26 protein-coding genes are annotated in these 26948 nt (G+C 41.7%); 8 read left to right on the top strand and 18 right to left on the bottom strand.

Annotated elements, in window-relative coordinates; translation table 11 throughout:
- Positions 1–110: 110 nt before the first annotated feature.
- The 3 genes from V7K53_RS12620 to V7K53_RS12630 form a co-directional block, all read right to left on the bottom strand.
- Positions 111–359, bottom strand: a complete 249-nt coding sequence (locus V7K53_RS12620; RefSeq protein ID WP_335197836.1) for a hypothetical protein — start codon at positions 357–359, stop codon at positions 111–113.
- A gap of 15 nt (positions 360–374) precedes the next feature.
- Entirely contained in the window at positions 375–3356 is a 2982-nt protein-coding gene (locus tag V7K53_RS12625; protein ID WP_335197837.1) for a tetratricopeptide repeat protein, read from the bottom strand.
- 81 nt (positions 3357–3437) lie between these two features.
- Complete coding sequence (locus tag V7K53_RS12630) at positions 3438–3764, bottom strand: hypothetical protein (RefSeq protein ID WP_335197838.1); 327 nt, start codon at positions 3762–3764, stop codon at positions 3438–3440.
- Between the two features lie 356 nt (positions 3765–4120).
- Here V7K53_RS12630 and V7K53_RS12635 point away from each other — a divergent pair, with 356 nt between their 5' ends.
- Both V7K53_RS12635 and V7K53_RS12640 read left to right on the top strand, forming a co-directional pair.
- A complete protein-coding gene (locus tag V7K53_RS12635; RefSeq protein ID WP_322638385.1) occupies positions 4121–4825 on the top strand; it encodes a mobilization protein in 705 nt (234 codons plus the stop codon).
- A gap of 210 nt (positions 4826–5035) precedes the next feature.
- Positions 5036–5758 carry a class I SAM-dependent methyltransferase gene (locus V7K53_RS12640; RefSeq protein ID WP_335197839.1) on the top strand — a complete coding sequence of 241 codons (723 nt, stop codon included), beginning with the start codon at positions 5036–5038 and terminating at the stop codon, positions 5756–5758.
- 8 nt (positions 5759–5766) lie between these two features.
- On the opposite strand, the gene V7K53_RS12645 is transcribed toward V7K53_RS12640, so the two are convergent.
- From V7K53_RS12645 to V7K53_RS12655, 3 genes are all read right to left on the bottom strand, one after another.
- Positions 5767–6195 (bottom strand): YidH family protein, encoded by a 429-nt coding sequence (locus V7K53_RS12645; protein WP_292730460.1) that lies wholly within the window; start codon positions 6193–6195, stop codon positions 5767–5769.
- Positions 6196–6516: 321 nt separating this feature from the next.
- A complete protein-coding gene (locus V7K53_RS12650) occupies positions 6517–7179 on the bottom strand; it encodes a hypothetical protein (protein ID WP_335197840.1) in 663 nt (220 codons plus the stop codon).
- Positions 7180–7259: 80 nt separating this feature from the next.
- A complete protein-coding gene (locus V7K53_RS12655) occupies positions 7260–7970 on the bottom strand; it encodes a cadmium resistance transporter (protein ID WP_335197842.1) in 711 nt (236 codons plus the stop codon).
- Between the two features lie 273 nt (positions 7971–8243).
- On the opposite strand from V7K53_RS12655, the gene V7K53_RS12660 reads away from it, so the two are divergent.
- Complete coding sequence (locus V7K53_RS12660; RefSeq protein ID WP_335197843.1) at positions 8244–9230, top strand: LysR substrate-binding domain-containing protein; 987 nt, start codon at positions 8244–8246, stop codon at positions 9228–9230.
- Between the two features lie 150 nt (positions 9231–9380).
- On the opposite strand, the gene V7K53_RS12665 is transcribed toward V7K53_RS12660, so the two are convergent.
- From V7K53_RS12665 to V7K53_RS12680, 4 genes are all read right to left on the bottom strand, one after another.
- The gene (locus tag V7K53_RS12665; RefSeq protein ID WP_335197844.1) at positions 9381–9749 is read right to left on the bottom strand and encodes a pentapeptide repeat-containing protein; all 369 of its coding nucleotides are present in this window, start codon (positions 9747–9749) and stop codon (positions 9381–9383) included.
- Positions 9739–10053, bottom strand: coding sequence for a hypothetical protein (locus tag V7K53_RS12670; protein ID WP_335197845.1), 315 nt, complete (start codon positions 10051–10053; stop codon positions 9739–9741). The genes V7K53_RS12665 and V7K53_RS12670 overlap by 11 nt, the downstream gene beginning before the upstream one ends.
- Positions 10054–10189: 136 nt before the next feature.
- The gene (locus V7K53_RS12675) at positions 10190–10720 is read right to left on the bottom strand and encodes a hypothetical protein (RefSeq protein ID WP_335197846.1); all 531 of its coding nucleotides are present in this window, start codon (positions 10718–10720) and stop codon (positions 10190–10192) included.
- Positions 10721–10787: 67 nt separating this feature from the next.
- Entirely contained in the window at positions 10788–10958 is a 171-nt protein-coding gene (locus V7K53_RS12680) for a hypothetical protein (protein WP_335197847.1), read from the bottom strand.
- A 148-nt stretch (positions 10959–11106) separates the two neighbouring features.
- On the opposite strand from V7K53_RS12680, the gene V7K53_RS12685 reads away from it, so the two are divergent.
- The 4 genes from V7K53_RS12685 to V7K53_RS12700 all read left to right on the top strand — a co-directional run bounded on the left by V7K53_RS12685 (position 11107) and on the right by V7K53_RS12700 (position 19904).
- Entirely contained in the window at positions 11107–14697 is a 3591-nt protein-coding gene (locus tag V7K53_RS12685; protein WP_335197848.1) for an AAA-like domain-containing protein, read from the top strand.
- Between the two features lie 199 nt (positions 14698–14896).
- Positions 14897–15874, top strand: a complete 978-nt coding sequence (locus V7K53_RS12690; RefSeq protein WP_335197849.1) for an ABC transporter substrate-binding protein — start codon at positions 14897–14899, stop codon at positions 15872–15874.
- A 9-nt stretch (positions 15875–15883) separates the two neighbouring features.
- Entirely contained in the window at positions 15884–18547 is a 2664-nt protein-coding gene (locus V7K53_RS12695) for a hybrid sensor histidine kinase/response regulator (protein WP_335197850.1), read from the top strand.
- The gene (locus V7K53_RS12700; RefSeq protein ID WP_335197851.1) at positions 18537–19904 is read left to right on the top strand and encodes a diguanylate cyclase domain-containing protein; all 1368 of its coding nucleotides are present in this window, start codon (positions 18537–18539) and stop codon (positions 19902–19904) included. The genes V7K53_RS12695 and V7K53_RS12700 overlap by 11 nt, the downstream gene beginning before the upstream one ends.
- A 70-nt stretch (positions 19905–19974) precedes the next feature.
- Here V7K53_RS12700 and V7K53_RS12705 read toward each other — a convergent pair whose 3' ends face one another.
- Positions 19975–20598, bottom strand: coding sequence for a hypothetical protein (locus tag V7K53_RS12705; RefSeq protein WP_335197852.1), 624 nt, complete (start codon positions 20596–20598; stop codon positions 19975–19977).
- A gap of 40 nt (positions 20599–20638) precedes the next feature.
- Complete coding sequence (gene aat, locus V7K53_RS12710) at positions 20639–21214, bottom strand: leucyl/phenylalanyl-tRNA--protein transferase (RefSeq protein ID WP_335197853.1); 576 nt, start codon at positions 21212–21214, stop codon at positions 20639–20641.
- Positions 21215–21317: 103 nt separating this feature from the next.
- Here aat and V7K53_RS12715 point away from each other — a divergent pair, with 103 nt between their 5' ends.
- Positions 21318–21647 (top strand): hypothetical protein, encoded by a 330-nt coding sequence (locus V7K53_RS12715; RefSeq protein ID WP_012410384.1) that lies wholly within the window; start codon positions 21318–21320, stop codon positions 21645–21647.
- A gap of 69 nt (positions 21648–21716) precedes the next feature.
- On the opposite strand, the gene rpsN is transcribed toward V7K53_RS12715, so the two are convergent.
- From rpsN to V7K53_RS12745, 6 genes are all read right to left on the bottom strand, one after another.
- Positions 21717–22019 carry a 30S ribosomal protein S14 gene (gene rpsN, locus V7K53_RS12720; protein WP_190939279.1) on the bottom strand — a complete coding sequence of 101 codons (303 nt, stop codon included), beginning with the start codon at positions 22017–22019 and terminating at the stop codon, positions 21717–21719.
- Positions 22020–22095: 76 nt separating this feature from the next.
- Complete coding sequence (nth, locus tag V7K53_RS12725; protein WP_442940487.1) at positions 22096–22788, bottom strand: endonuclease III; 693 nt, start codon at positions 22786–22788, stop codon at positions 22096–22098.
- Positions 22764–23864 carry an RIP metalloprotease RseP gene (rseP, locus tag V7K53_RS12730; protein ID WP_335197855.1) on the bottom strand — a complete coding sequence of 367 codons (1101 nt, stop codon included), beginning with the start codon at positions 23862–23864 and terminating at the stop codon, positions 22764–22766. The genes nth and rseP overlap by 25 nt, the downstream gene beginning before the upstream one ends.
- Positions 23865–24004: 140 nt before the next feature.
- On the bottom strand, positions 24005–25285 hold the full coding sequence (serS, locus tag V7K53_RS12735) for a serine--tRNA ligase (RefSeq protein WP_335197856.1): 1281 nt from the start codon (positions 25283–25285) through the stop codon (positions 24005–24007).
- Between the two features lie 153 nt (positions 25286–25438).
- On the bottom strand, positions 25439–25639 hold the full coding sequence (locus tag V7K53_RS12740; RefSeq protein WP_194044275.1) for a hypothetical protein: 201 nt from the start codon (positions 25637–25639) through the stop codon (positions 25439–25441).
- A 233-nt stretch (positions 25640–25872) separates the two neighbouring features.
- Positions 25873–26451, bottom strand: coding sequence for a DUF3611 family protein (locus V7K53_RS12745; RefSeq protein ID WP_292730500.1), 579 nt, complete (start codon positions 26449–26451; stop codon positions 25873–25875).
- Positions 26452–26948: the final 497 nt, after the last annotated feature.

Raw genomic sequence — 26948 nt, forward strand, 5'->3', positions numbered from 1 at the left:
GAGTATCAAAGACTCATTAATGGAGTTCAAAGACCCTTTAATGAAGCTCAAAGACTCATTAATGGAGTTCAAAGCCTCTTTAATGAGTATCAAAGGCTCATTAATGGAGTTCAAAGCCTCGTGGATAATAAGTAATCAATAATTGCTTGTACTTTCTTTGTATGCGGAGAATTTAGTTTTTGGAAGATATTGATAGCCTCATGTAAATAGCCCATGCCCACGGAAAAGCTTCTTTTTATAGCGACTATTTCTCCAAGCATCATCAGAGAATACCCTTGACCTTCAGTATCATGGATTTGCCGTGAAATTTGGAGGGCTTTTTCATATAAAGCTATTCCTCGATCAACTTGCCCTTGCATAATATATATATGAGCTTATATATGAGCTAAATTATGTAACGATACTGACTGTCCTTTTACATCTCCAATACTCTCTTTTAATGTCAAAGATTGTAGAAGAAGAGGTACAGCTTGATTAATTAATCCTTGTAATATATAAATTTGAGCAATGTTGTTTAGGGTCACTGCCTGATTTTTAATATCTCCTAATTCTTCCATTACTTGAATAGATTTTTCATATAAAGGAATTGCTGCCTCAAAATGCCCATTTAATGTATGAATATAAGCGATGTTATTTAGGCAAACTGCTTTATATCTGGCTTTTTGAGTTACAATTAATTCTTCTTCAATTCTCTCAGCAGCTTCTAAGGCTTTTTCGTAATATTCAATAGCTTCATCTAGTTTCCCTTGCTGTGTACAAATAATTGCCATTCCATGATAAACCATCATTAAGTGTTCATAGCTATTAATTTTCTGAGAAACTTCCCAAGATTTTTTATTAAAGTAAATAGCTTGTTTTGGTTTACCTGTCTCAAGATAAATAATGGATAAATTATGTAGAATTGTTGCCCTTTGTTTTTTATTGTATAAGGGGCATAGCTTTAAAGCCTCATGATAGTGGTATAATGCGTTTTTAGTATCACCAAGTTGTTTTTCTGCACGCGCCAATTCATTCAAAATACTCCAATCTTTAAAAATTACTAAAGTAAATTGACAGATATTAACCGCATCACGATAGAGGCTCAATCCTTGTCTAAAAATGGCAAGAGCAGAACAAGTTTCGATAGCTATATTTTTTTCTCTACCTAATAAAGCCAATCTATGAATCTCAATACATTTATCTTCTGTTAAATTACCTTCTGTTTCTACTCGCCAAATTTGATTGAGGATCTTTACAGCTAGACTGTAGAAATTTTTATCTTGTATTAAAAGTAGGGGCAAAATGCGTGGCACTCGTAACGCCTCATCATGACTTACTTCCAATAGTCCCAACGCCACTGCTCGACTAATATAATGTTCCAAATTGGGGATAGTGTCACAAACTGCGGCTAAAGCTTCTCTCGGTACTGGCAACTCAAACACCAAACCCCGTGACAACATCTCCCGCATGGTTGTATCCATCTGTTCCAGCAACGCCTCTGCCAAAACTAGCTCTCGCAACTCCACCGGATCTGCTGCTAACCGATTCAAAATTGTTGCCACATCAACAGTTTTATTTTGCAGAATCTTATCCAACCATTCCAGCAAGCGGGGATTACCATCTGCTAACTTCTGCGCTTGTGATTTTAACGCCTCATCCACCTGAGATTTAGCACTAAAGGCGGTGAGGAGATTACACTTTTTTCGCAAATCTGCGCCTCGCATCCCCTTCAACGGCTGTTTATAGAAATGCTGCAACTGGGTAAATTCAAAATCGTAACGGCAGGTAATAATGATGCGGTGGGAAGTGGAATTTTCTCTAATTGCCCAAACTAAAGCTTTCATTACCTCTGCTGCTTCTGATTGCAAAACATAATTCTGATCGCGAGGTTCTAAATTCACTTCAAAGTCATCCAGCACCAACAAAAAAGGCTTTGCTTCCTCATGCAACTGCTGGAAAACTCGCCGCAGCCGAAATCTCAATTCTTCATCATAATTTTGTAAGCTTTTGCGTTGTTCGTCGTCATCCAACTTTTCAGTCAAGCGATTCACCAAATTAGCTTCATCAACTCTCCCCACCCAGACAACACGCTCAAAATTCGGCAATCTGTCACAAAGCCTAGCTGCTAAACTACTTTTACCCAAACCGCCCATGCCATGAATCAACACCCCTACCTCATGGGTTGATTGACTCAACACCCGCAAACAATTTTGCAATTGACGACGACGACCAACAAAACTCTCTCGCGTCGGGACTTTCACCTTACCCGCAGGATCTAAAAACTGAGTAGAAACAGAAAGCGGTGGTGCTGGTTTCCGTCCACGAGTCCGCAAAGGTGTGACTAATGAACCTGGTAAATCGCCTTCTGCATACAGCCGCAATAAATGCCAATCCCGCGCTTTATTCTTAATTAATGTTTGATAAGTACAAGCAACAGCCTCGGTGATTTGCTTTCCGGCTGACAATTCCTGATATAGTGCGGCTGCTGCGGCTGTTGCATCAGGATCTAAAACCTTTTGACCCCAACCCAAAACCGCTTTTGCACCCGATTTCAGCAATTCTTCAGCCATTGACGGCACAGAACCCGAATTGCCAGCTTGCCCAGTACGACAACCAGAGAGGAAGATGAGTTTAGGCAATCGAAATTGTAATTCTTGGGCGATATCCCCAGCACTGGCATAGAAAGCTTCACCTGTTGCCGTTTCTGTAATAAAGCGGGGTTGCCCATCTTGTAAAGTAGCATGACCCGTCAGGTGTAAAACATCAAAATAATCTCTGTCGTAACCATCGACTAAATAACCCAACTCCGACAAACAGCCGCTTTCTTCCACCGTCAGCGCTAAAGCTTGCCGCTTTGTCGCCTCCAAAATCCGTGCTTCCTCTCCCTCAAAATCCAGCACAGGCTCGACATTCAACGGTGAAGTCGCCATAAACAAAACTTGCAGCGCCCGATTTTCTGCTTCCCCTTCAATGGTCAATTTTTTTACCGTGGTATCCGACACCCACCGCACCGGAACAATAGCTGGAACACGCTGCACTAAAAAACCATTGCCATCGTGCAGCACTTCCCAAGGCAAATGAGCGAGTTTTTCAGATGTGGCGATCGCCAACGCAATCCCTTCACGCTGATACTTATCTAGTAAGGGTTGCAGCCAGCGATCGCTCCCATCCAACCAGTTATACAACCGCCGCCCAGTTACCGTATAATCCTCTGGGAAAAACGAGACGTAATAATCTCTCTCAGCCAACTTAATCAAGTCGGCGATTTCTGATAGAGGAAGCGATCGCCTTTCATACTGGTTTTGATTATCAATAAAGTAACGTAATTCTACGTAATTCTTATCAACTGGCTTGAGGTCGAGGTGGAGGGTTTGCACGTTCTCAATCTTGAGACTTCAGTATTTACCCCAAGTCTACCACCCCCAATTCCGTAACAACAGACGCGATTCATCGCGTCTCTACGATTCTAAAATTTGGCGAATCTCTTCTAGGGTTGCATCCTCTAAAAGGAGTCGCCTACCATTGCGCCCGACAATCAACACCTTTTCAATTCTTTTACCAGACTGTTTAGCTTTATACTCTTGATACCACTTGCGGATTTGTTCAGCAATGGCGATCGCACCCCCAACAATACCAACGATGGTAGCAACTGTTGCGGTTACTCCTTCTCTTTCCGGTGCATCTGAATTCACTGCATAGTTACCAGATATACCAGGAATTGCCAAAAGCGCCTCTGTTGCTGCAATCGCATCTTCTCCCGCGATCGCCAACTGAATTTCTGTCATAGTGTTGATCTGCAAGTAACTCCAGGCTTATTTTAAACAACATCCCAAGGCAATTTATTCTAAAAATTCCAAATTCTTGTCGTAAAGAATGTCTGAAAACCTAAATTTTCGGTTTTTAGTTCTCAATCAACTTACTACAAGAGGCTTAAGCCCCTTGTTTCGTCTTAATCCGCGCAGATGGTCACTGAGCCTGCCGAAGTGCGGACTTCACCTGTGTAAAATGAGACTGTTGGAATATATCCAAATCACGGTTATACTTTCTCATAAAACCACCAAAATACTTGGGGGCAATGGCCAAAAAGTTCTTAGTTTGGGAAAGATATATCAGAATTTAATAACTATTAGAGGTGGCTGTAATGCCGACGATTCATTTTGTGGATGGTGAAAAAGGCGGGGTAGGAAAATCTCTCTTTGCCAGGACAATGATTCAGTATTGTCTCGATAAGAGAATCCCATTTGTACCAGTGGAGACAGATAGATCGAATCCAGATGTCGCAGGGGTATATAAGGAGATATGTAAATATGCTGTGTTTAGTGAGAATGAACGACAGGCAAATAAGGCAGATAGAATATTTGAGTGGGCGATAGAGAAGCCAGTAATTGTGAATTTAGCCGCGCAATCGCATAGAGCAGTACAAGGGTGGATTGAATCTAATCAATTACTTGAACTAGGAAGTTCGCAGGGAGTTCTGTTTTGCAAATGGTTTGTATCGACAGGAGGATACGACAGCATCAACCTGTTTGCTCAGTCAGTGAATACTTACGGTGATAAAATCCCTCATATTCTGGTGAGGAATTTAGGGCTGTGTGATGATTGGGAGCATCTAGAGTCAGACTCCAACTATCAGAACATAGTAAATAAATATCAGATAAAAGTTATAGATTTTCCGAAGTTAGCATACAGAGAAAGAAACATAATTGACCAAAATCGTCTAACTTTTGCAGAGGCTAGAGAGTATAAAGAATTTGGGATAATTGGAAAACAGAGAATAGTGAATTTTCTGAAGCTTGCTTATGGTGCTTTTGAGAAAGTGGGTATCTGGTATGAAAAAGTTGAATAGTTGTCATTAAAATACGGTTCGGTTAATGTTTTTTGATGGAAATTTTAGAGCGTAAAGACGCGATAAATCATCACAAAGACGCGATAAATCGCCGTCTCTACAAAAGACTGATTATTGTAGAGACGGCGATTCATCGCGTCTCTTGACTTGCCAACAGACATCGCAAAGCGAATTTGACTACAATCCTAAGAAAGAGTAGCAAAAACCTAAATGTCTAAAAAGTCCGATTCTCAGTTTCAAAATCTCTTTAGTTCACCCAAATCAACCAACTGGGACGAAAGATTAGCCCAAATAGCCTATCGCTTTAACCGAGAATATCAACGTGAAACCTTTGAACTCCCAGCAGAAGTACAGGCGATGCCGATATTCCGCGAGTGGATTTCTGGAAGTTTTTCAGGGAGAATCGCTTCCCCTTTCTGGGAAATTGCTGAACCTAAAAAAAACCAACACTGTATAGATATTGGCTGTGGGATCAGCTTTTTAATCTATCCTTGGCGGGATTGGCAAGCATTTTTTCATGGGCAAGAAATCAGTAACGTGGCACGCGATACCCTGAATTCTCGTGGACCACAGTTGAATTCTAAGCTGTTCAAAGGGGTTGAGTTGGGAGCAGCTCATCAGTTAAACTATCCATCAGAGCAATTTGACCTGGCGATCGCCACCGGATTTAGCTGCTATTTTCCCCTCGAATATTGGGATGCTGTATTAGCAGAAGTCAAGCGGGTATTAAAACCAGGCGGACATTTTGTATTTGACGTTCTCAATCCAGAACAGCCTTTAGCGGAAGATTGGGCAGTTCTGGAAACCTATTTAGGGGCTGAGGTGTTTTTAGAGCCTTTGGCTAAGTGGGAAAAAACGATTAAGACCGCTGGTGCTAAAGTCGTAACGCATAAATCAGGAGAATTATTCGAGGTGTATAAGGTGCGATTTTAAAAATCTTATTACTCAGGGATAAGTGGACTCATTGGATCTAAGGAAGTTGTAAAAACAAAATAGATTACCCCAGTTCCGAGAATCATCACAGCGAGACTGAACAGCAACACCCAACGGTCTGTTGGTTCGTAAGTATCTTCTTCGATATCACGACGAACAGCAAAATAATGTACTGTTGAGAGCCACACCGTGATTAAACCCACCAGCGAGAAGACTAAACCCAACTTCCAGCCGTTGCCAGGACGGGGTACTAAAGGTACATGGAAGGCACGCAGACGCACAATGACGACACCAAAACCTAAAAGAGCGATTCCTGTCCGCATCCAAGCGAGGTAGGTACGCTCATTTGCCAAGTGATCTCGGATTCTGGACGGATTCAGTCGTCCTGGCTTTTTTTTATCTTTTTCTTCTTCTGTAGGTTTCAATTTTAACTGCATCAATAACACCCTTATCCCCAAAGCGGCTCTTATCAAAAAAATGCGAAAGTAGTAGAAAATCTCTTTCCAGATGACTTGCACCCAGCACAATAATTGCGCTACTGAAATATGCCTGTTGTGATTGTACATTTTTTCCAAAATTTATTTTAATGCAGATATCAAAATAAAACAAGCCTAAAATTGAGGATAGATAAATTCAAAAAAAAATAGCCAAGATCAGAGAGATGTTTCACCAGTGTTTGTCCTGTTTTTCTCTGATTTTGGCTGTTACCCTATTTAAATTCAGAACAATCATTCAAAAATAAACTATGCAGTTCTATTTCAAGACTGATTGCTAGGCGCATTAGGAACTCGTGTATTTATGAGATCCTGCGATATATCTGGGATAAACCAGTTAGCCTCTTTGCTGTTTAGAACTTTTACAGTCGGGACATTCAATTCAATCGCAGCAGTATCGGGATTCCTCTTAATTACCAACTGAGTTCCATCAAGGATCTTCAGAGCCGCCGCTCCTCTCAATTCTTCACCTTGCCCATTAGGATTAGAAGTGAAATTTTCTACCTGGACATCATTCGGTAGATAGATGCCATCACAATCCCAGTTATTTTTAGTGGATTGACCATCACCTAGAAAATATAGACCATTTTCGTATACGGCATCTTCATCTTCTTCATCATTTGGTCTTTTACCGTATACCGCAATGGTATTACCTGTTTGGTTGCTGCATTGACCCCAATTGATTCCCGTCTCTAAAGCATATTTTTGTAGTGTTAATTCCTCGGTTCTTTTTTTAATTTCTTCTGGTGTCAGACCTTCAACTTGAGTTTGGGCATCTTTTGTCTGAGAGAGTTGCTTAAGTGCTTTAGTGACTTCGATGTAATCGGGGTTTTTGCTAAATTTTGGTATATCAGCAAAAGAAGGTTGAGCAAAGGCTAGATTAGCGACAATCATTAAGACAATTAGCAGAGATTTCCAGATTTTCATGTTTTGATTCCTGTTGATGGGTAAGATATTTTGCCGTTTATAATTCGTTTTGCTCAGAAAATTGATGATGCACCTCTTTATTAGACACTTAATTTTTCTTGTTCTTCACTTGACGGCTGAGTATTGAAACCTAAAATTAATGAGAATATATAACTAGAAACTACAGATAAAAGAGTCCAAGTAACATTTTCTGTGACAATAAACACGCCCAAACCAATCAAGATACAAGGGACAAAAGTATTGCCATTTTCAGTTAAAAAGTTGGCGATCGCTGGCAAGTAGGTTAACTTGTAAGCGGTATAACACCATACACCCACTAGTCCAAAAAATACACTTAGTATTACCAGCAGACTATCTAATTCTGAGTTGGCAAACAGGGGCACATAGACGCTGATATTATCACTACCATTAGCAAAGGCGATCGCGGCGACATTGCAAGTTTGCGGAGAAACAAAACTCCTAACTATAGAGGGACAAGACGGCTCGGTTTCTTCTTCGGCTTCCTCAGAGGAATCTTCTTCGCGTTTTAGTAAACTGCTCACACCAATGATTATTGGCATTAACCCAAGTAGTCTAATCCAGTCCTGCGGTATGATTAGTCCACCCAAGAAACCGGGAAGGCTAGCAACGATCAATGCTGCAAAACCGAGATACTGACCAGCAAGGATGTGACGACTACGAAACGTTTTACTGATTTGTGAAAAAAGCAACGTCAGAATGACAATATCATCGATGTTGGTGGCAGTGAATGCGGTAATCCCTGTGGTAATTGCAGTTACTAAATCGTTCATTTGTGAATGTCCTTATTTTCATGCTTGGGCATTGGGAAAGGGAAAGGGGTAAGGGGAAAAGGGGAAAGATTAAATTTATTCCTTTTCCCTTTAACCTTTAACCTTTTCCCCTGCCCCTCTGCTCCCCTGCTCTCTACTTGGCCGTTTGATTCCGTGCCGAAGCCTTGATTTATACTTTAGTCAAACTAACCGATAGAATCAAATGCTTTTATTTGTCAGAATGATAAATGAAAGTGATTAAAATTTTGACACCAAGTCTTGGGGATACGATAAATGGCAGGAATGACGCTTGAGCAGCTAAAAATCTTTCTAGCTGTGGCGCAGAACTTACACTTCACTCGCGCCGCAGAGGAGCTTTATATTACACAACCTGCTGTCAGTGCAGCGATCCACAACTTAGAGCAAGAATACGGAGTGAAACTATTCCATCGGATTGGTCGCCATATCGAGATTGCTGAAGCGGGTAAATTACTGCAAGTGGAAGCGCAAAAAATTCTCGATCAAGTTTCCTTGACAGAAAGGGGGTTGCGAGAATTGAACAATCTGCAACGGGGTGAATTGAAATTAGGGTCGAGTCTGACAATTGGCAACTACTGGCTACCAAGCAAGATTAGTGAGTTTAAGAGCCAATACCCTGGTATCCAGATTGACTGTACCCTTGCCAATGCAGAAACGATTTGTGTCGGTACAGCGATGGGACAGTTTGATTTAGGTTTAGTGGAAGGAGATGTAAAGCCAGCACTTCAGAGTACTCTGGAGTACGAAATAGTGGCGAGCGATCGCTTACAAATTGTGGTTGGTCAAAAACACCCTTGGTTTGAGTGGGGAGAAATTGATTTAAGCCAACTAACTCAAACTCCTTGGGTGATGCGGGTGCGCGAATCTGGAACCCAACAAAGGTTTGAAGAAGCGTTGCAAAATTGGGGGATCAACCTCAGCGAACTGAATGTAATTTTAGTGTTTACCAGTGGTGAGATGGCAAAAGCCGCAATTGAAAATGGCGTAGGCGCAACTGGAATTTCTGAGTTGATGGTAAAAAAAGAAATCCAGCTAGGAACTCTGCGGGCAATTCGAGTTATTGATAATAGAGAAGGCAACGGTGCGATGACTACGGCAGACTACGCCTACGCAGAAATAGTTCGACCTTTTTTCAAAATCAAGCATCGTCAGCGTTTTCAAACTGCTCTTTCCAAAGTCTTTGAACAAATGTTGATATCGTCTATGTTGGATGGTTCACATCAACGTTTATCAGTTATTTAAAGGAGATTGGGGATTGGGCACAAGAGGGACAGGTGCAGCACTTCTCTACAAGAGGCTGTGCCAACGGCTACGCAGTTCGACTGCGCTCACCGTAAACTCAGTGAGCGAGGGGCAGAGGGGAAAAACTTACTGCAACTGCTCCCCTGTTCCCTACACCTTCCGCATATTTCTACTAATAGGGTCAAAACCTCTAGAAAACCGCGTACTTTCATCATAGTAAGCGCCAGTCAGATTAGCTCCATACAACTTAGCATAGTTGAGTTTTGCTCCCCGGAGATTTGCTTCATTCAGATTGGCACCACTCAAATTAGCTCTGGTCAAATTCGCTTTGGCTAAATTAGTACTACTCAAATCTGCTCCCCAGAGTTTAGCTTTAGCTAGGTTAACTCCACTCAAGTCAGATCCCCATAAATTAATTCCAGGCAAATCGGCTCCAATCAGCTTATCCCGGCTCAAGTTGACGGCTGGAAAATATCTTTCTCCTGCGGCAAAACGCCTTTTTAATTCTTCAGCATTCATGCGTCGCGTTCACCTTCTTTAGCAATACAGAAGTTATTTGTTCCCATTCCTGACTTAGTTCTCCTGAAAATACTGGTTGACCACTGCGTTGATACCAGAAATGGGCATTGTTTAAATCGCCTTCTTTGCGGTGCAGGTAAGCATGAACCCAGGCACTATCAGCATCGCTGGCATCTGTAACTATTTCATGAGCTTTGTTCCAATCACCTTTATTGTCATACCACATTGCTTGCAGCCCTTTTGGTAGTGTCTGAGGACATGGGCACTGCTTTTCGATCAATTGCAGGAATTCCTCTGTATTCACGATCGCCACCTAACAAGAATCAAACTTCTATCTCTAAGATACTCCTCAGTTTTAGGGGAGCAAGAAAGAAGTTACAGTCAGTTTTTCTCCTCTGCACCTCTGCCCCTCTGCCTCTTGTGCCCAATACCCTTCACATCTACTTAACTGGAATAACTTCAAACTGGAAAGTACCGATCAAACGGTTATCAATATAGACTTCTATTCTATGCTTACCAACTGGATCGCCAGGGGCAATTGTCCAAAAATTCTCAATTACACCTTCTGGAGCCGACTGTGTGCGCCGTGTTACAGATGTCTTGCCGTCTGCTGATATTGAAAAATCTTCACCATTATCTGTACCCCAAGTTTCTGGAGGTTTTGGTAAATACAAGACTTCACGCCATTTCACTTCACCTTGGTAGTTTTTGAGTTTAATCCGCCACCCGTAGGTATTTCCTTCCTGAAGTGGCACTCTTGTTGTCTGGAAAATGGTAACGTTTCCTTTGGAGTCAACTCTCTTCAGACCAAACTCGGTGTTACTGACAGTAATCTGTTTTACATTTGTTGGCGCCGGAGATGATATGGCATTTTCTACCAAAACAGAAGTAGCGTTGATTGGCTTAGAACCGATGACCCCAGATATTAGCCAAAAAGCAGCTAGCACAGCAGTAGTAGTCCAAATTCTCATTAGTATGGTTTTCCTGTCAGACTTTTGGTACTTATTCAAGTAATCTGCCATGTTTTCCGGGTCAAGGTTAGCGATGGTTAGACAAAGACGAAATTGCTTTGATAAATTTGGCGGATTTAATCAACTCACTGGCTTTGGTCAACATCCAATTTAAAATCAGTAAATCATAATCTTGGCGAAAGGCAAACCATTGCGCCGTCGTTTCTCCATCTGTGTAGGCGTAGCACGCCGTAGGCATTGCATATATTGCATACCCATTCGTCACCGTCTTACTCTACAAGAGACTTCACCAACGGGATAGTGTGGCATGAATATAGTATTCTGAATCCTGAATTCTGAATTCTGACTCCTTCTTTATCTCCTCCTTTTCTAATCACACTTTGCACATGAGATACCAAGTTGGCGGTAGCCTCCACAGTGACGATCCTACTTATGTTGTGCGTCAAGCAGACGAAAAACTTTATAACAGTCTGAAAAGTGGTGATTTTTGCTACGTCTTCAATTCTCGCCAAATGGGTAAATCATCCCTACTACAGCGAATAAGTCGTCGTCTCAAGTCAGAAGGCTATAAATGTGTTTACTTAGACGTGACGCAATTGGGTAGCGAGGATACCACATCAGCACAGTGGTATAAAGGAATCATTGTCAGCATATTCTACGGGTTAAATCTGGCGGAACACGTCAACTTTAAGCAATGGTGGAATATGCAAACAGGTCTGTCTCCTATACAAAAACTACATCACTTTGTTGAAGAAATATTGCTGCCAAATGTCAAGAGTGATTGTGAAGGAGACGGCGAAGCTAAAGGCATTTTCATTTTAATTGATGAAATTGATAGTTTGCTGAGTTTGAATTTTCCGGTCAATGATTTTTTTGCCTGGATTCGTCATTGTTACAATCAGCAGGCACACGATCCGAATTTTCAACGCCTGGGATTTGCATTGTTTGGAGTCGCCAGTCCATCTGACTTAATTGCTGACAAACGCCGAACACCTTTTAACATTGGGACAGCTATAGAGTTATACGGCTTTCGATTGCATGAAGCTAACCCATTACTAAACGGGTTACAGGGAGCAATCAGTCAACCAGAAGTTGTGCTGCAAGAGGCGATCTATTGGACAGGGGGACAGCCGTTTCTCACTCAAAAACTTTGTCAATTAGTTCTCCAAACTGCCTTAAATACACCAGAGCGGAAAATTATCCTATCCCCAAACACTGAGGCCTATTGGGTAGAAGAATTGGTGCGATCGCACATTATCCAACACTGGGAATCACAAGATGAACCCGAACACCTCCGCACGATTCGCGATCGCCTACTTTTCAACCAACAACAAGCCGGACGGTTATTGAGTCTTTATCAGCAGGTATTGCAAGCAGAGGAAATAGAGGATGTAAAGAATAAAAATACTAGTGACTCTTGGTATCCCCTACCTCCAATATCTCCCGTGCCTACCGATGATAGCCGAGAACAGACGGAGCTTTTACTATCGGGATTGGTCGAGAAACACAACGGCTATCTCAGAATTAAAAATCCCATCTACCGCAGTATTTTTAATGCTGAATGGGTGTTAAAGCAGTTAGACAATCTACGCCCTTATTCAAAGCCATTCAATGCTTGGGTAGCATCGGGCTTTCAAGATGAGTCACGCCTACTGCGAGGTAATGCCTTACAAGAGGTTTTGGACTGGACTCAGCGTAAAAGTCTCAGCGATTTGGACTATCGATTTTTAGCAGCCAGCCAAGAATTGGAACGTCGAGAAGCCCAGCAAAAAATGGAAGTAGAACGGCTCAAAGAAACTGAAGCGCGATTGGCAAGCGAACAAAAGAGCGCCCGCCTTCAGCGACGACTCCTATTAGGAGTAAGTTTGGCCTTAGTAGCAGTTATTGTCTTGGGGTTCACCACACTCTACGCCGATCGACAAGCATCACTGAGTGAGGTACGGGCGATCGCATCTGCTTCCAATGGGAGTTTTAATTCTAATCAACGCTTAGATGCACTCGTACAAGCAATCCGAGCCAGACAGAAATTTCAACGGCTCGATCTGCAAAATTTGGCAGATGCCAATACCCTGGATCTCCAAACTCGCAAAGTATTACAACAAGCTGTCTACGGTGCTGATGAATTCAATCGTCTGTCAGGGCATCAAGGGATTGTCTTAGGCGTTGATTTTAGCGCTGATGGTCAGTGGATTGTTTCATCTAGCATCGATCGCACAGTCAAACTATGGAAGCGAGATGGAACACTGGTGAGAACAATACCACATACTGCAACCATACAAAGCGTCCGCTTCAGCCCCGATAGCCGTTTGATCGTTGCTGCCGGTATTGATGGCGTTATCCGTCTTTGGACGATCGATGGTAAATTGTTGACCATCTTCAAAGGGCATAAATCTGCGGTGTGGCGAGTTGCCTTTAGCCCAGATGGACAAACGATCGCTTCTGCCAGTGGCGATTTTAGCGTTAAGCTTTGGCAACTAGATGGCACTTTAATCAGAACTCTGAAACATGAGCGTGGTGTGTGGGGAATTGCCTTCAGCCCCGATGGTCAAACTCTCGCTTCTTCTATAGTAGGCGGCAAAAATCAGCTTTGGCGATTGGATGGAACGCTGCTCAAAACATTCACAGCCGGAAGCGCAACTATTTGGAGTGTTGCTTTTAGCCCTGATGGACAAACTTTAGTGTCTGGCGGTGCAGATAAGATGGTGCGACTGTGGAATCGAGAAGGCACTCTCCTGAGAACTTTTAAAGGGCATACTGCTGAAATATTTGGTGTAGCCTTTAGCCCTGATGGGCAGACTATTGCTTCCGGCGGTTCTGATAAAACCGTTAAACTTTGGCGGATAGATGGTACTTTATTAAGAACTTTGCAGGGTCATACCTCAAATATTCAAACTATCGCCTTCAGTCCTGATGGACAAACGATCGCCTCTGCCAGTCACGACAACACCATCAAACTCTGGAGAGTCAACTCACCCTTAATAAAGCTACTCAATGGTCATCAAGAAATGGTCTGGCGGGTGGCATTTAGCCCTGATGGGCAACGGCTAGCTTCCGTTGCTGGCAAAGAAGTCAAACTCTGGAGACGCGATGGTTCTCTCGCCAAAACCATTGTTGAAGAAGATTCTCGAATGCTTAGTCTCGACTTTAGCCCTGATGGCCGAACTTTAGCGATCGTTGGTTCTAAGGGTATTGTGAGACTGTGGCAACTAGACAGCAATCAGCGAACCATTCTGGAAGGCCCAGGTATCGGTCTTTTAGGTGTTAGCTACAGTCCCGATGGCAATCGGCTAGTGGCAGTGGGTTTTGATTACAAGCTGAGACTCTGGCAACGCAACTCCAATGGAGAGTTCCAACTCCAACAAATTATCCAGGCGCATACAGGCCGAATTTGGGACATTGTTTATAGTCCAGATGGGCAGTTTATCGCTTCTGCTAGTGCTGATGGCACTATTAAACTGTGGACTTCAGAAAATAGCGATCGCCTGTTAGAAAAACCCGATCGCACCTTAGAAGGGCATAAGAGTGAAGTTTTTGGGGTTGCCATTAGCCCGAATAGTCAATTGATTGCCTCCACTGGTGGGGATGGTCGTCTGCGACTTTGGAAACGTGATGGCACTCTGGTAAGAATCTTTGATGGTAAAAGTATTGGCTTAACGAGGGTAGCATTCAGTCCAGATGGTCAAATGTTAGCAGCCGCAGGTTTTGACAATACGATTAAAGTCTGGAAAATTGATGGTACTTTACTCGTCACCCTAAATGGACATACTTCTAATGTCAGCAGTGTTGCCTTTAGCCCCGATGGCAAAACCCTCGCCTCTGGCGGAGATGACCAACTTGTGATTATGTGGGATCTAGAACAAATTCTCCATCTCAACCTACTGAAATACAGTTGTGATTGGGTGCGGGATTATTTAAAGACTAATATAACAGTGGAAAAGAGCGATCGCTCTCTTTGCAATTACAGCCTTTTTCATTGATTTGAACCATAATACCTTGTTGGGGCGGCTGTAAAACAATACCTGTGAACTAAATTCTCAAGCCCCTTTTAAGCAATTCCAAAAGCCAAAAATCCTGAATACAATTACTGACGAAATTTACACGGAAATTTAAATTTGAACAATTAGTTTGTTTAGCTGAATCTTTGATTAACAATAATTAAAAAACATCAAAAATTCTATGCTTAAACCGCTCAGATACATTAGTATTTTCCTGATTACTGCCTGTTTACTACTTGCTTGTAATACTTCAGTACCAACTGAAGTAAAACGCCCTCCATTGAAAGTGATATTTGGATCTTTTGTTGGAGAGCTTCCAGGCATCATTGCTCAAAAAAAAGGATTCTTCAAAGCCCAAGGGGTAGATGTGGAACTAATTCATACACAATACGCCCAATTGGAACAAGCAAACTTCAATGCAGGTAAGTATGATGGGATTACATCGTCCTTAGGAAAGTTTATAATCTTAAGTGCCACAAATCCAGATATACAAGGCGCGATCGTTATAGATGAATCAATAGGAGCAGATGTGGTAGTCGCCCAATCAAAAATTAAAACCGTTGCTGATTTAAAAGGGAAAAAGCTGGGTGCAAATCTAGGCGGTTTTAGCGAAGTTTTCGTGACTGAAATGTTGAAAACTGCCAATTTAACCAGTGATGATGTGAACTTAGTTCAATTAGAGGCTTTAGAAATTCCTCAACGCTTGAAAAATAATACGATTCAAGCCGGACACACTTGGGAACCCTATCTCTCTGAAGCGATGCAATTAGGAGGAAATATCCTATTTACTAGCAAGCAAACCCCTGGCTTGATTTTAGATTTAATTATCTTTCGCGGTGAGACAATCCGCGATCGCCCCGAAGATATTCGTGCATTTGTGCGAGGATGGCTGCAAGCCTCGACCTACTGGAAAGCAAATGTTGAGGAAGGAAAAGCGATCGTCAGCAAAGCGTTAAAAATTCCGATCGATACTCTCTCTCTAGAGGGAATAGACCTAACTGATTTAAGTGAAAATCAAAAATATTTTCAATCTAGCAACCCTAACTCCATTTACAAAACTGCCAAGATATATGCAGACTTTTTTATTCGCTCTGGAAACATGACGCGTATTCCTGAGCTAAAAAGTTTGTTCAATTCTTCCTTCTTGAATCCCCCCTAGTTTGAAGTTATGCAGCACTCCTTTTTGGGCGGCATCCGTACAAAGTTAATCGCCTCGTTTCTCGTTGTTGCTTTGATTCCGTTGCTGTTATTGGCATTTGTCAACAAACAGACAACCGAAAAAGCACTAACTGACAACGCCCGACAAGCCCTATCTGCGGCGGCTAACGAAACCGCTAACAGAATAGATGCCTTTATTGATGGAAATCTCAATGCTGTGCGCGTAGAGGCGATTTTACCAGGTTTGGCGCGCTACCTCAGCCTAACTCCAAAACAGCGAGACGACAGTTTCGAAATGCAATTGGCGACAGAAACATTAATCCGTCTCAGTCGCAAAGATATGCTCAATATTCTCTCTTATGCTTTGCTCGACTTAAACGGTAAAAATGTATTGGATACACGTACACTAAATATTGGCAAAGATGAATCAGTTCAAGATTATTTTAAAAAACCGCTACAAACAGGTTTCTCCTTTGTTTCTAGCATGAAGCGATCGCCGACAATTCCCGATCTTATTACCCTCTTTTTTAGTAGTCCGGTTCGCAATGCCAAGGGAGATATATTGGGTATATTGCGTGTTTCATATAATGCCACTGTTGTTCAGCAGTTAGTAACTCGACAAACCGAACGGGCTGGGGCAAAATCTTTTGCAATTCTTTTAGATGACAATAATATTTATCTGGCACATAGCACTGCACCAGAACTGCTTTTTAAATCAATTGTACCTCTGCCTAATAATGTTATAACTCAACTGCAATTGGAAGGTCGTTTGCCTAATTCTTCTGTCAAAGAATTGGCAACTAATGAGTCAAAACTTAAACAAGCATTGGATAATAAACAGTCGTATTTAATTGCATCCTTGGAAGCAACAGGCGATTGGGTTAATCTGATTGCGATCGCTCGTTTGCAATATAAACCTTGGTCTGTGTTGTTTGCACGACCCCTTGCCGTTGCCCTAGCACCTGTAGAAAAGCAAATTCGTGACACAATTTTTCTATTTGCATTTATCGCTGGAGTAGTGACAATCATTGCTTTTGTCATTGGACAACTGCTAACAAAGCCAATAATTTATCTTACCAATATAGTTTTCCAGTTTACCGCAGGTAACTTAGATATCCGCGCCAAAAATAAATCAAAAGATGAGATAGGTCAACTGGCAAAATCGTTTAACAACATGGCACTTCAGTTACAAACATCTTTGGAAACTTTGGAACAACGGGTACAGGAAAGAACAGCAGAGTTAGCCATTGCTAAAGACAAAGCCGAAGTAGCAAATCAAGCTAAAAGTTTATTTATTGCGAATATGAGTCATGAGTTGCGATCGCCACTCAATGCTGTTCTAGGTTTTTCTCAATTAATGTTACGCGCTAACAACTTACCTGCCGAGCATTATGAAAATGCTGGGATCATTTATCACAGTGGTGATTATTTATTAACGCTCATTAATAATATTCTCGATTTATCAAAAATAGAAGCTGGTCAAACTACTCTTAACCCTAGAGACTTTGACCTATATCGCTTGCTAGATGATTTAGAAGATATGTTACATTTACAGGCAAGTAATCAAGGCTTAAATTTAATATTTCAACGTAGTGAAAATGTCCCATGTTATATTTGCACAGATGAGTTAAAACTCCGGCAAGTATTAATTAATTTGATTGGTAATGCTATTAAGTTTACTCAAAAAGGAATAGTTAGTTTAACAGTAAATAATATTAGTGAAGAAATCACAGATATTTTAACTATTGATTTTAAAGTCTGTGATACAGGAGTGGGGATTGCAGCCGCAGAATTACCCAAACTATTTAATGCTTTTTCTCAAGCACAAGCTGGAAAAGAATCCCAAGAAGGAACGGGTTTAGGTTTAGCAATTAGTCACAAGTTTATTCAATTAATGGGAGGAGATATTTCTGTTGAAAGTAAATTAGGTGTAGGGACAACTTTTCAATTTTATATTCAAGCAAAATTAGGTCAGCCAAGCAATAATAATACTTTAGAAGGATATCCAAAAGTATTAGAACTTGCACCAGGACAATCTATATATAAACTATTAATAGTAGATGATAAACCTATTAATCGCCAATTATTAATTAAACTTTTACAACCGTTAGGGTTTGAGATGAAAGAAGCTGGTAACGGCAAAGAAGCGATCGCTATTTGGAATGAATGGGAACCCCACCTGATTTGGATGGATATGCGAATGCCTGTCATGGACGGTTACGAAGCTACAAAATATATCAAATCCACTACAAAGGGGAATGCTACAGCTATAATTGCTCTGACAGCAAGTGTTTTAGAAGAAGAAAAAGCGATCGTCCTTTCAGCCGGATGTGATGATTTTCTCCGCAAACCTTTTGCAGAACATACAATTTTTGACACACTAGCCAAACATCTTGGTGTCAAATATATATTTGCTGAAAATAATTATTCAAATTTGGAATATATAGAAAAAAATATTTTAACATCAAACAATTTAATTTGTATGTCTCAAGAGTGGATTAATCAATTTCATGAAGCTGCTTTAGAAGCAAATACTAATCGAGTCATAGAATTAATTAGAGATATTCCCAAAACAGAAACATTTTTAATTCAATCTTTAACAAAACTTGCTCGTCAATTTGAATTTGAGGAATTGGTTGATTTAGCCGAACCCCTGAGAAGCAATGAATCTTGATTCTGATAAAGAAAATAAAGGTAATATTCTCCTAGTAGACGACAGTCCTAAAAATTTACATTTATTAAGTGATTCTCTGGTCAAACTCGGCTACACTGTTCGCAGCGTCACAAGTGGGCGGATGGCACTAAAAACAGTAAAGGCGAAGCGACCAGATATTATTCTTTTAGATATCAAGATGCCAGAAATGGATGGCTATCAAGTTTGTAGAATTCTGAAAGCAGATGAAGTTCTACGCACCATTCCTGTTATTTTTATTAGTGCTTTAGATGATGTTTTCGATAAAGTGATGGCTTTTGAGTCAGGGGGCATAGACTACATCACCAAACCCTTTCAGATGGAAGAAGTTATAGCGCGCCTAGAAAATCAGTTAACTATTCAACGCCAGCAAAGGCTTCTAGAACAAGAAAATATTAAGCGTAGGGAAACAGAAGAGATACTATATCAGTCCAGGGCAATGCTAGCCAGTATTTTGAATAGTTCACTAGATGGTATTGCCGCTATGCAAGCTGTTCGCAACCCTGCAACCGGGGACATCGAGGATTTTCGTTGTTTAGTTGTGAACTCTGTCATTGCTAGAGCCTTCGGAAGCAAATGTGAAGAGATGATTGGCAAATTAGTACTCAAAAAATTTTTAGCCAATCTAGAACCAGAACTCTTTAATCACTTCGTTAATCTTGTTGAAACGGGGGAAGCTTTAAAACGGGATTTTTACCATCCATTAGGCAATTCTTGCTGGTATCACTTTGTCGCAGTCAAACTAGGTGATGGTTTTGCTATTACCATACGCGACATTACTGGACGTAAACAAATTGAATTGGCTCTCCAAGATGCAAATCAGAAACTAGAACAACTGGCAAATTTAGATGGCTTGACTCAGGTGGCTAACCGTCGCTGCTTTGACACACGACTGAAAGCAGAATGGAAACGCCTTGCACGAGAACAACAACCCCTGTCACTGATTATGTTTGATGTTGATAAATTCAAACTTTACAACGATTACTATGGTCATCTTGCAGGCGATGATTGTCTAATGAGGATAGCGCAAACTGTGCAACAGACAATTCGTCGTCCTGCCGATTTAGTGGCGCGTTACGGTGGAGAAGAATTTTTGGTACTCTTGCCCAATACTGACTTAGCGGGAGCGATTAAAGTAGCGCAAAGTATTCAGCAAGCAATTCATGCTCTGGCTATTCCCCATGTACAGTCTGATGTCAAGAATATTATCACCGTTAGTTTAGGAATTACCTCTCGCATCCCTATTTGGAATATCAGGCCAGACACACTCATTGCTTCAGCAGATAAAGCACTGTACCATGCCAAACAAAATGGGCGCGATCGCTATTGTAATGATTAAAACATTTTTTATGGCAATACCTTCATTTCCGCCATTACTACATCAGTTACAATCACATCTAGCTTTTCTTCTAAAATAACGCAGGGTCTATTATTTCAATGCTGAATCTACCATGCCTGAATACCACATTATGCCATTCCTCGTCACCCATCTCGTCGTTATAGTGTAGGTAGCCATCGCGGAATGCACAAACACTTTTAGGTTCAAGAAGTAACAGTTCCCAAAATGCCTTGGCAATACGCTCATAAATCTCAGTTGATGAATGGTCTGGATAAAAACGCAGTCCAGTACGAAGGTTGTAGTCTTCACAGATGAATGGGTATGCTATCCAGTCTCCATTTGACCCTAGCTCACAAGCCACGAACATTTGCTCGATAAGTGCATATTTGTAGTCTGGAATAGACAAGCTTATCAAAATATTAGAACCAAATATGGCTGGAATTCTAGCTCGTACCCATACTGCATTAACTGATTCTCCAAATAGATCGTGACATCTCTGTAAAATACTTGGAGGTTGTCCCTCAATGTAGTCCGAAAGAGGAAGCATTGGATCTTCTCCAACCCTCTGATATGAGATGATTTCTAGTTCGCTACCCAAGTCACCCAATAGCGCAATAAAAACAAACCCACCATACTGGGCGCATTGTCCAAGAATCTGATGAAACCATCCATGTTTGATAACAATGGAAACCATCAATCAAACTACTTTTTCATACTAGTAATTTTGTCATTATTTATACTAAGCTACAAGCACATTGCAACGCTTGCTCAAGTAAAGATTGATATTCTTCATCCTCAACTCGATAAGCGCCAAACCTTTCCAAATGGGGATTCATCATTTGGGCATCAAAAAATACAAATTTTCTCTGACGCAATCTTTCTACCAGCTTTACCATTGCTACTTTTGAGCCTTCGGGAATCTGGTAAAACATCGATTCGCCAATAAAAGCCCCACCAATCACAATCCCTAAAATTCCCCCGGCTAATTCGTCACCTTGCCAAGTTTCAAAACTATAAGCATAACCATTCTGGTAAAGTAGCCAGTAAATCTTTTCCAATTCCGGTGAAATCCAAGTTGTCTCTCTATCAGCACAGCCAGCCACCACAGCTTGGAAGTCTCGATTAATCGCCACAGTAAACCGTTCTTGATTCAGAACGCGCTGCAAAGACTTGGGGTAGCGAAACCGCTCATCCAAAGGAATAAAAGTCCGATCGCGACTTCCGTACCAACTCAGGCGATCGCGTTCATCAGCCATGAGAAAATAGCCTTGTGCATAGCCCTCAACAATAGCGGCGATATCATATTGCATAAATAAATAATAAAAAAACACTAGAGAAACGCAATTTGATGTTAACAGTCAACCTCAGCGTTCCTCTGCGTTTCCCTCCGCGTCCCTCTGCGTTAAAAAAAAAATGACTCAACCAATTCCACCCATCACCCTACCACCGCCCGAAAACCCCCTACTCGAAGGTGAATGGTTACGAGAACGCTTACAACGGTGGCTAGATACAGAATTTATCCCCGAAGCAGTCAACCAAAATATTGCTCAACGAGCCGCACAGATTTTTGTGCGTCAACGGATGGAAGGAGAAAATGACCTTGGTTCTCTGGTAATTGCCATTGTTACAGAGATGCAGTCCTATGATTTTTCCAATAGCTTCTACGGAGAGTTTGCGATCGCCAACGCCGTCAGCGATCTACTCTTAGAAAGTCTGGGAATTGATAAGTGTTGTGGTCAATAATTTTTGTCATTTGTCCTTTGTCATTAGTCCTTTGTTATTTACCAATGACTAATGACTAATGACTCTTGACTACCAACTAGACTTAACAACTCCAGGTAAAAGACCTTCATGCGCCCATTCTCGTAGTACGTTCCGAGACAAGCCAAAATCGCGGTAAACTCCTCTAGAACGACCAGTCAACCAGCAACGGTTGCGGTGGCGGGTGGGCGCACTATTCCGGGGTAGCTGTTGAATCTTCCGGTGGATTTCTAGCTTATCCAAAGGAGATGCTGCACTTCTGAACTCTTCTAAGAGAGCTTCCCGCTTGTCAGCATACTTTTCTATCAACTTGGTGCGCTTTTTCTCGCGCTCAATCATGCTCTTTTTTGCCATATATTCTCTAACTTATTTAAAGACACCGTTTTCCATTCTACAGTCTCTCCATCAATTCTGGGATTACTTGTGTCGCTTATCCTACAACCACTGGCTTATTCGCAGCAGGACATAAATCGGCAAGCTCACAAGCAACGCAGACGGGAGAGCGGGCTTTACAAATAGCACGACCGTGATAAATCAGCCGAATTGACCAATTTTCCCAATCAGGCTGAGGCAATAAACCCATTAAATCTTGCTCAATCCGAACGGGGTCTGTATGTTCAGTTAAACCTAAGCGTTCGCTGAGACGCTTAACGTGAGTATCTACTGTCACGCCAGCATTAATGCCATAAGCATGAGCGAGGACTACATTTGCAGTTTTGCGTGCCACTCCTGGAAGCTTTAACAACTGTTCCATTTGGTTAGGGACAACAGAGTTAAACTCACTCACAATCATCCGACAAGCGCCTTGAATATTCTTAGCTTTATTGTGATAAAACCCAGTTGAGCGCACCAAGTTTTCTAATTCTACTAAATCGGCGATCGCTAAACTCTCAGCATCAGGAAACTTACCAAATAAAGCTGGTGTCACCTTATTTACCCGCTCATCAGTACATTGAGCCGAGAGAATCGTTGCCACCAATAGTTGTACTGGCGTTGAGTAGTTCAAAGAGCAAGTAGCATCTGGATAAAGATGCTTCAGACGAGCTAAAATTTCTATCGCCCGTTGCTTTTTAGATAACGATTTACGGGTAGTAACGCTCACTGGAATAATTTTTGTACCCACTCCAATTGGCTAGTTAATTGAGTAGTTTCTTTGACGATCAGAAAAATTCCTAACCCTAAGAGTAACACCAAACCAGTTTGCATTACACCTTCTTGAATCCGGGACGGTACAGGCTTACCGCGTAAACCTTCAATCAGCAGAAAAGCGAGTTGTCCGCCATCCAAAGCTGGCAAAGGCAAAATGTTGATAATAGCCAAATTAATGCTGATAATTGCCGCAAAAGACAACAAGTTTACAGTATTGTCTTCAGCTAATTTTGCACCGATTTTGACAATATTAACTGGCCCAGAAACTTGTCCAGCAGTTTGTTGAAAATTGGTAATCAACTGACCAAAACCGCTGAGTGTCCCAACAAATAATTGTTGAAATCTATTAGCAGCAAGACCGAAAATTTCAAAAGGGCCATTAGGACGGCGATAAATTGCTGTAGCATTTGGACTAAGTGCTACACCAACTACACCTTTGCCATCGGCTCCCAATTTCGGTGTTAATTTTATGGATTGTTGTTGTTTTTCACGCAGAATTTTCAGTTCGATTTGCTGATTGGGATGAGTTTGAATTTCTTTAGTCAGCAAAGGAGTTGATTTGTCAGAAGCCGGGAGTTCTTGACCGTTAACAGCCAGAATAATATCTCCTTCCCGAATTCCTGCTTGATAGGCAACAGATTCTTGATTAACAGGCTGTACAACGACACCAGCTTGATAGGTTAATTCCTTGGGAATGCCGACAATACCCAATTGCAGAGCCAATACCAAGTAGGCAAATATTAAATTTGCGATTACTCCGGCACTGATAACTATCGCCCGGTCTAAAACTGGACGGTTACGCAGCAGATTTGGGTCATTGGGTGGAACATCGCTATCAGGGTCATCATCGGGAAAGCCCACAAAACCGCCCAAGGGAAAGGCGCGGACAGCATATTCGGTTTGTGAACCTTGGTACTTCAAAAGAACTGGGCCAAAACCCAAAGAAAAACGGTTAACGAGAATGCCTTGAGAACGTGCTGCAACAAAATGCCCCAACTCGTGTACCAAGATCAAAACAGCCAAGACTGCGATCGCTGCTAAAACTGACATAGAGTAAATTGTGAAGATATTAAGCTATAGTTATCTCCATTCTAATTGGGCATTGGGCATTGGGCACTTGTACTGAGCGAAGCCGTTGGCGCAGCCTCTCGTAGAGAAGTATTGGGCATTGGTAAAAGACTAATGACAAATTATAAAACTTCACGCCCCAAGAAAGCTTGCAGCGCTTCTGGTATTCTTACTGTCCCATCAGGCTGTTGATAATTTTCCAAAATTGCTGCCATCGTCCTTCCCACCGCCAAACCCGAACCATTGAGGGTATGTACGAACTGAGTTCCTTTCTTCCCTGCCTCTTTGAAGCGAATATCAGCCCGTCGCGCCTGAAAATCTATAGTATTGGAACAGCTAGAAATTTCGCGATATTTACCAGAAGAGGGCAACCAAACCTCTAAATCATAAGTTTTGGTAGAGGCAAATCCCAAATCTCCAGTACTTAAATTTACTACTCGGTAAGGCAATCGCAACGCCTGTAAAATTGCTTCTGCATTCCCTACCAATTTCTCCAGTTCATCAAAAGACGTACTGGGTTCGACAAACTTCACCATTTCCACCTTGTTAAATTGATGCAGGCGAATTAATCCCCGCATATCGCGCCCATAACTACCGGCTTCGCGGCGAAAACAGGGAGTATAAGCACAGTGGTAAATAGGCAAATCTTCAGCAGCGAGAATTTCACCCCGATACAGATTTGTAACTGGAACTTCAGCTGTTGGAATCAGCCATAAATCATCATCAGCGCATTTAAAGCTTTCTTCCGCAAACTTGGGTAACTGACCGGTCGCTGTCAAAGACTCAGTATTCACTAATAGCGGCGGACTTACTTCTACATACCCAGCTTGAGTATGGAGACTTAGCATAAATTGAATTAATGCCCTCTCCAATGCTGCACCAGCGCCCATCAATGTCACAAAGCGACTTTGGGCAACTTTTACAGCTCGTTCGACATTGAGAATACCCAGCTTTTCGCCAATTTCCCAGTGAGGGAGAATATTCGGATTTTGGGGAATGTACTCATCACCCCAACGCCGCACTTCTAAGTTATCTTCCTCATTCTTTCCAAGGGGTGTAGAGTCGCTTGGTAAGTTCGGAAGTGCCAACACAAGTTGAGCAATTTCAGCTTTGAGGTCTTTTTCTTGGGGTTCCAGTTGGCTCAACGTCGCTTTTACAGAGTTACCTTCATCCCGCAAAGCTTGAATTTCTGGGTCTTGAGGATTAATCCCAGATTTAATCTTCTGACCGACAATTTTACCAATTTCGTTGCTCCGGGCTTGGAGTTGACTACGCGTCCCCTCAAGTTCCCGTTGTTGCCGATCTAACAGTAATATCGGTTCGATGTCGTATTTACCACTACGACTATTCAATCGTTCTTGAACTAATTGCGGATTTTCCCGTATTTGCTTGATATCCAGCACAGATTTTTCTCAGTTTTTAGCCTATTATCTACCTGCCAACACATCAGCATATACTGATTTTGGCTTCGTATGAGCAGAAAAGCAACCATTTAAATTTTTCTAGCCCTGGCAAGATTGGCAGGTCTAGAAAAATTTAAAACCCAAAATTTAGTATTAATCTTCTGATTTTCTAGACTCCTGAGTGTTAGCAGGTGAGGGTAGCCAGTAGGCAAGTACGCCTGATAAACCACTCCAGTAGACTGCCTGGTTTTGGCTATTATCGCGTTCCATGAAGATTAGAGAACTACATAATCCAATCATCAATGTGCTAAAAAGTACTTGTATACCAAACTTCCAGATTTCTAGTTTTTTCATAGTGTAAGACCTCCAATAAAAATTAATTCATCCTGATAACGGTTCTAATATCACTCTTTAGATGGGTGCCAATATTAAGTAACTGGTATTAGTCTTCACACTGTACTTTGATAATTTCGGAAAAGTACAATCAATAAATTTGAATTATTGCCATACAACCTCTGAAAAGAGGAGAAAAGAAGTCAAAAGAATTGCTGATTTTTGACTATTACCTTTTCTTCCGACTCCCTTTTCTAAGGTCGGTTAATGCGATTGAGTAACCAAAGTGACGCCACCAACCCTGCAAAGTGAGCTGAGACGGTGTTGGTATTTGCCTGTACTACAAGCATATCTAGACCGCTAATAATTCGGGTAGGGTCAAAAAATTGGGTAGTTATCGCTTGTGGAGATATGGATCGTGCTACCAGTGTGCCAACGATCGCTTGCGCCCCCAAAAGAGTCACTAGCGTTCCCCCTAAATTCACCCACACACCTAAGCGTAATACTTGCACAGTCTCGCTTTTCCGAGGCCGGTTACTGGGATTGGAGGATTCCAATTGTTTGCCAATTCTTGTGTAACGGTAAGCTAAATAAATCCCCCCACCCAAAACAACCAATCCACAAATTGCTAAAAATACGCCAAAGCCAGTCCCAGGATTATTACTAGGACTGCCAGTTCTTTGATTAAAGATGGCGAACAGCAGCACAATTATGCTAGAAACAACGCCTAGTACTAGCTGAATCCAGAAGCTAATCCAACCTGTAAGGCGAAAAGTTTGGGCAATTGCCCTAAGAGTTGAGGAAGATGATGGGGCATCGGGAGTTTGTGACATAGCGATCGCTAATATGCTGGGTGCTTGATAAAAGAAGGCGAGGACGAGAGGACGAAAGAATGCGAGGACACGGAGAGTTCTTTCCCTACGTCTCCCCTCTCCTGTCTTCTTTCCCTTAGTATTTAGCGCCTTCTTTGATCAATTTACTATCACACTTGCCAAATAAGACAAGAAATTCTGCGATCGAGGAAATCAGAAATGGTTACTGCTTAAGTGTGTCCACTGACATAGCAGTCGATCCTAGATATATCCCTTAGCTTAAGCTTTTAGAATTTGCATTGGGAAAATCACTGTAAAAAAAAGTGTTTATTAAGTTTTACAGACAAAACAGCATTTTACCTGTAAAATTTCTTCGATGGCATTTTATTGCTTAAGCAGTTCTAAGCAGCTCGGCATCAGTTAACACCAAGATAGTGACTCTCTCACTGTCTGTTCGCTCCTCACCACACCGTATCGAGCTTGAGTGGGGGTATATTGTTTTGTGCCCCTAAAACTCA

It is taken from the genome of Nostoc sp. (assembly GCF_036917355.1).
In the GTDB taxonomy this organism is placed as follows: Bacteria; Cyanobacteriota; Cyanobacteriia; order Cyanobacteriales; family Nostocaceae; genus Nostoc.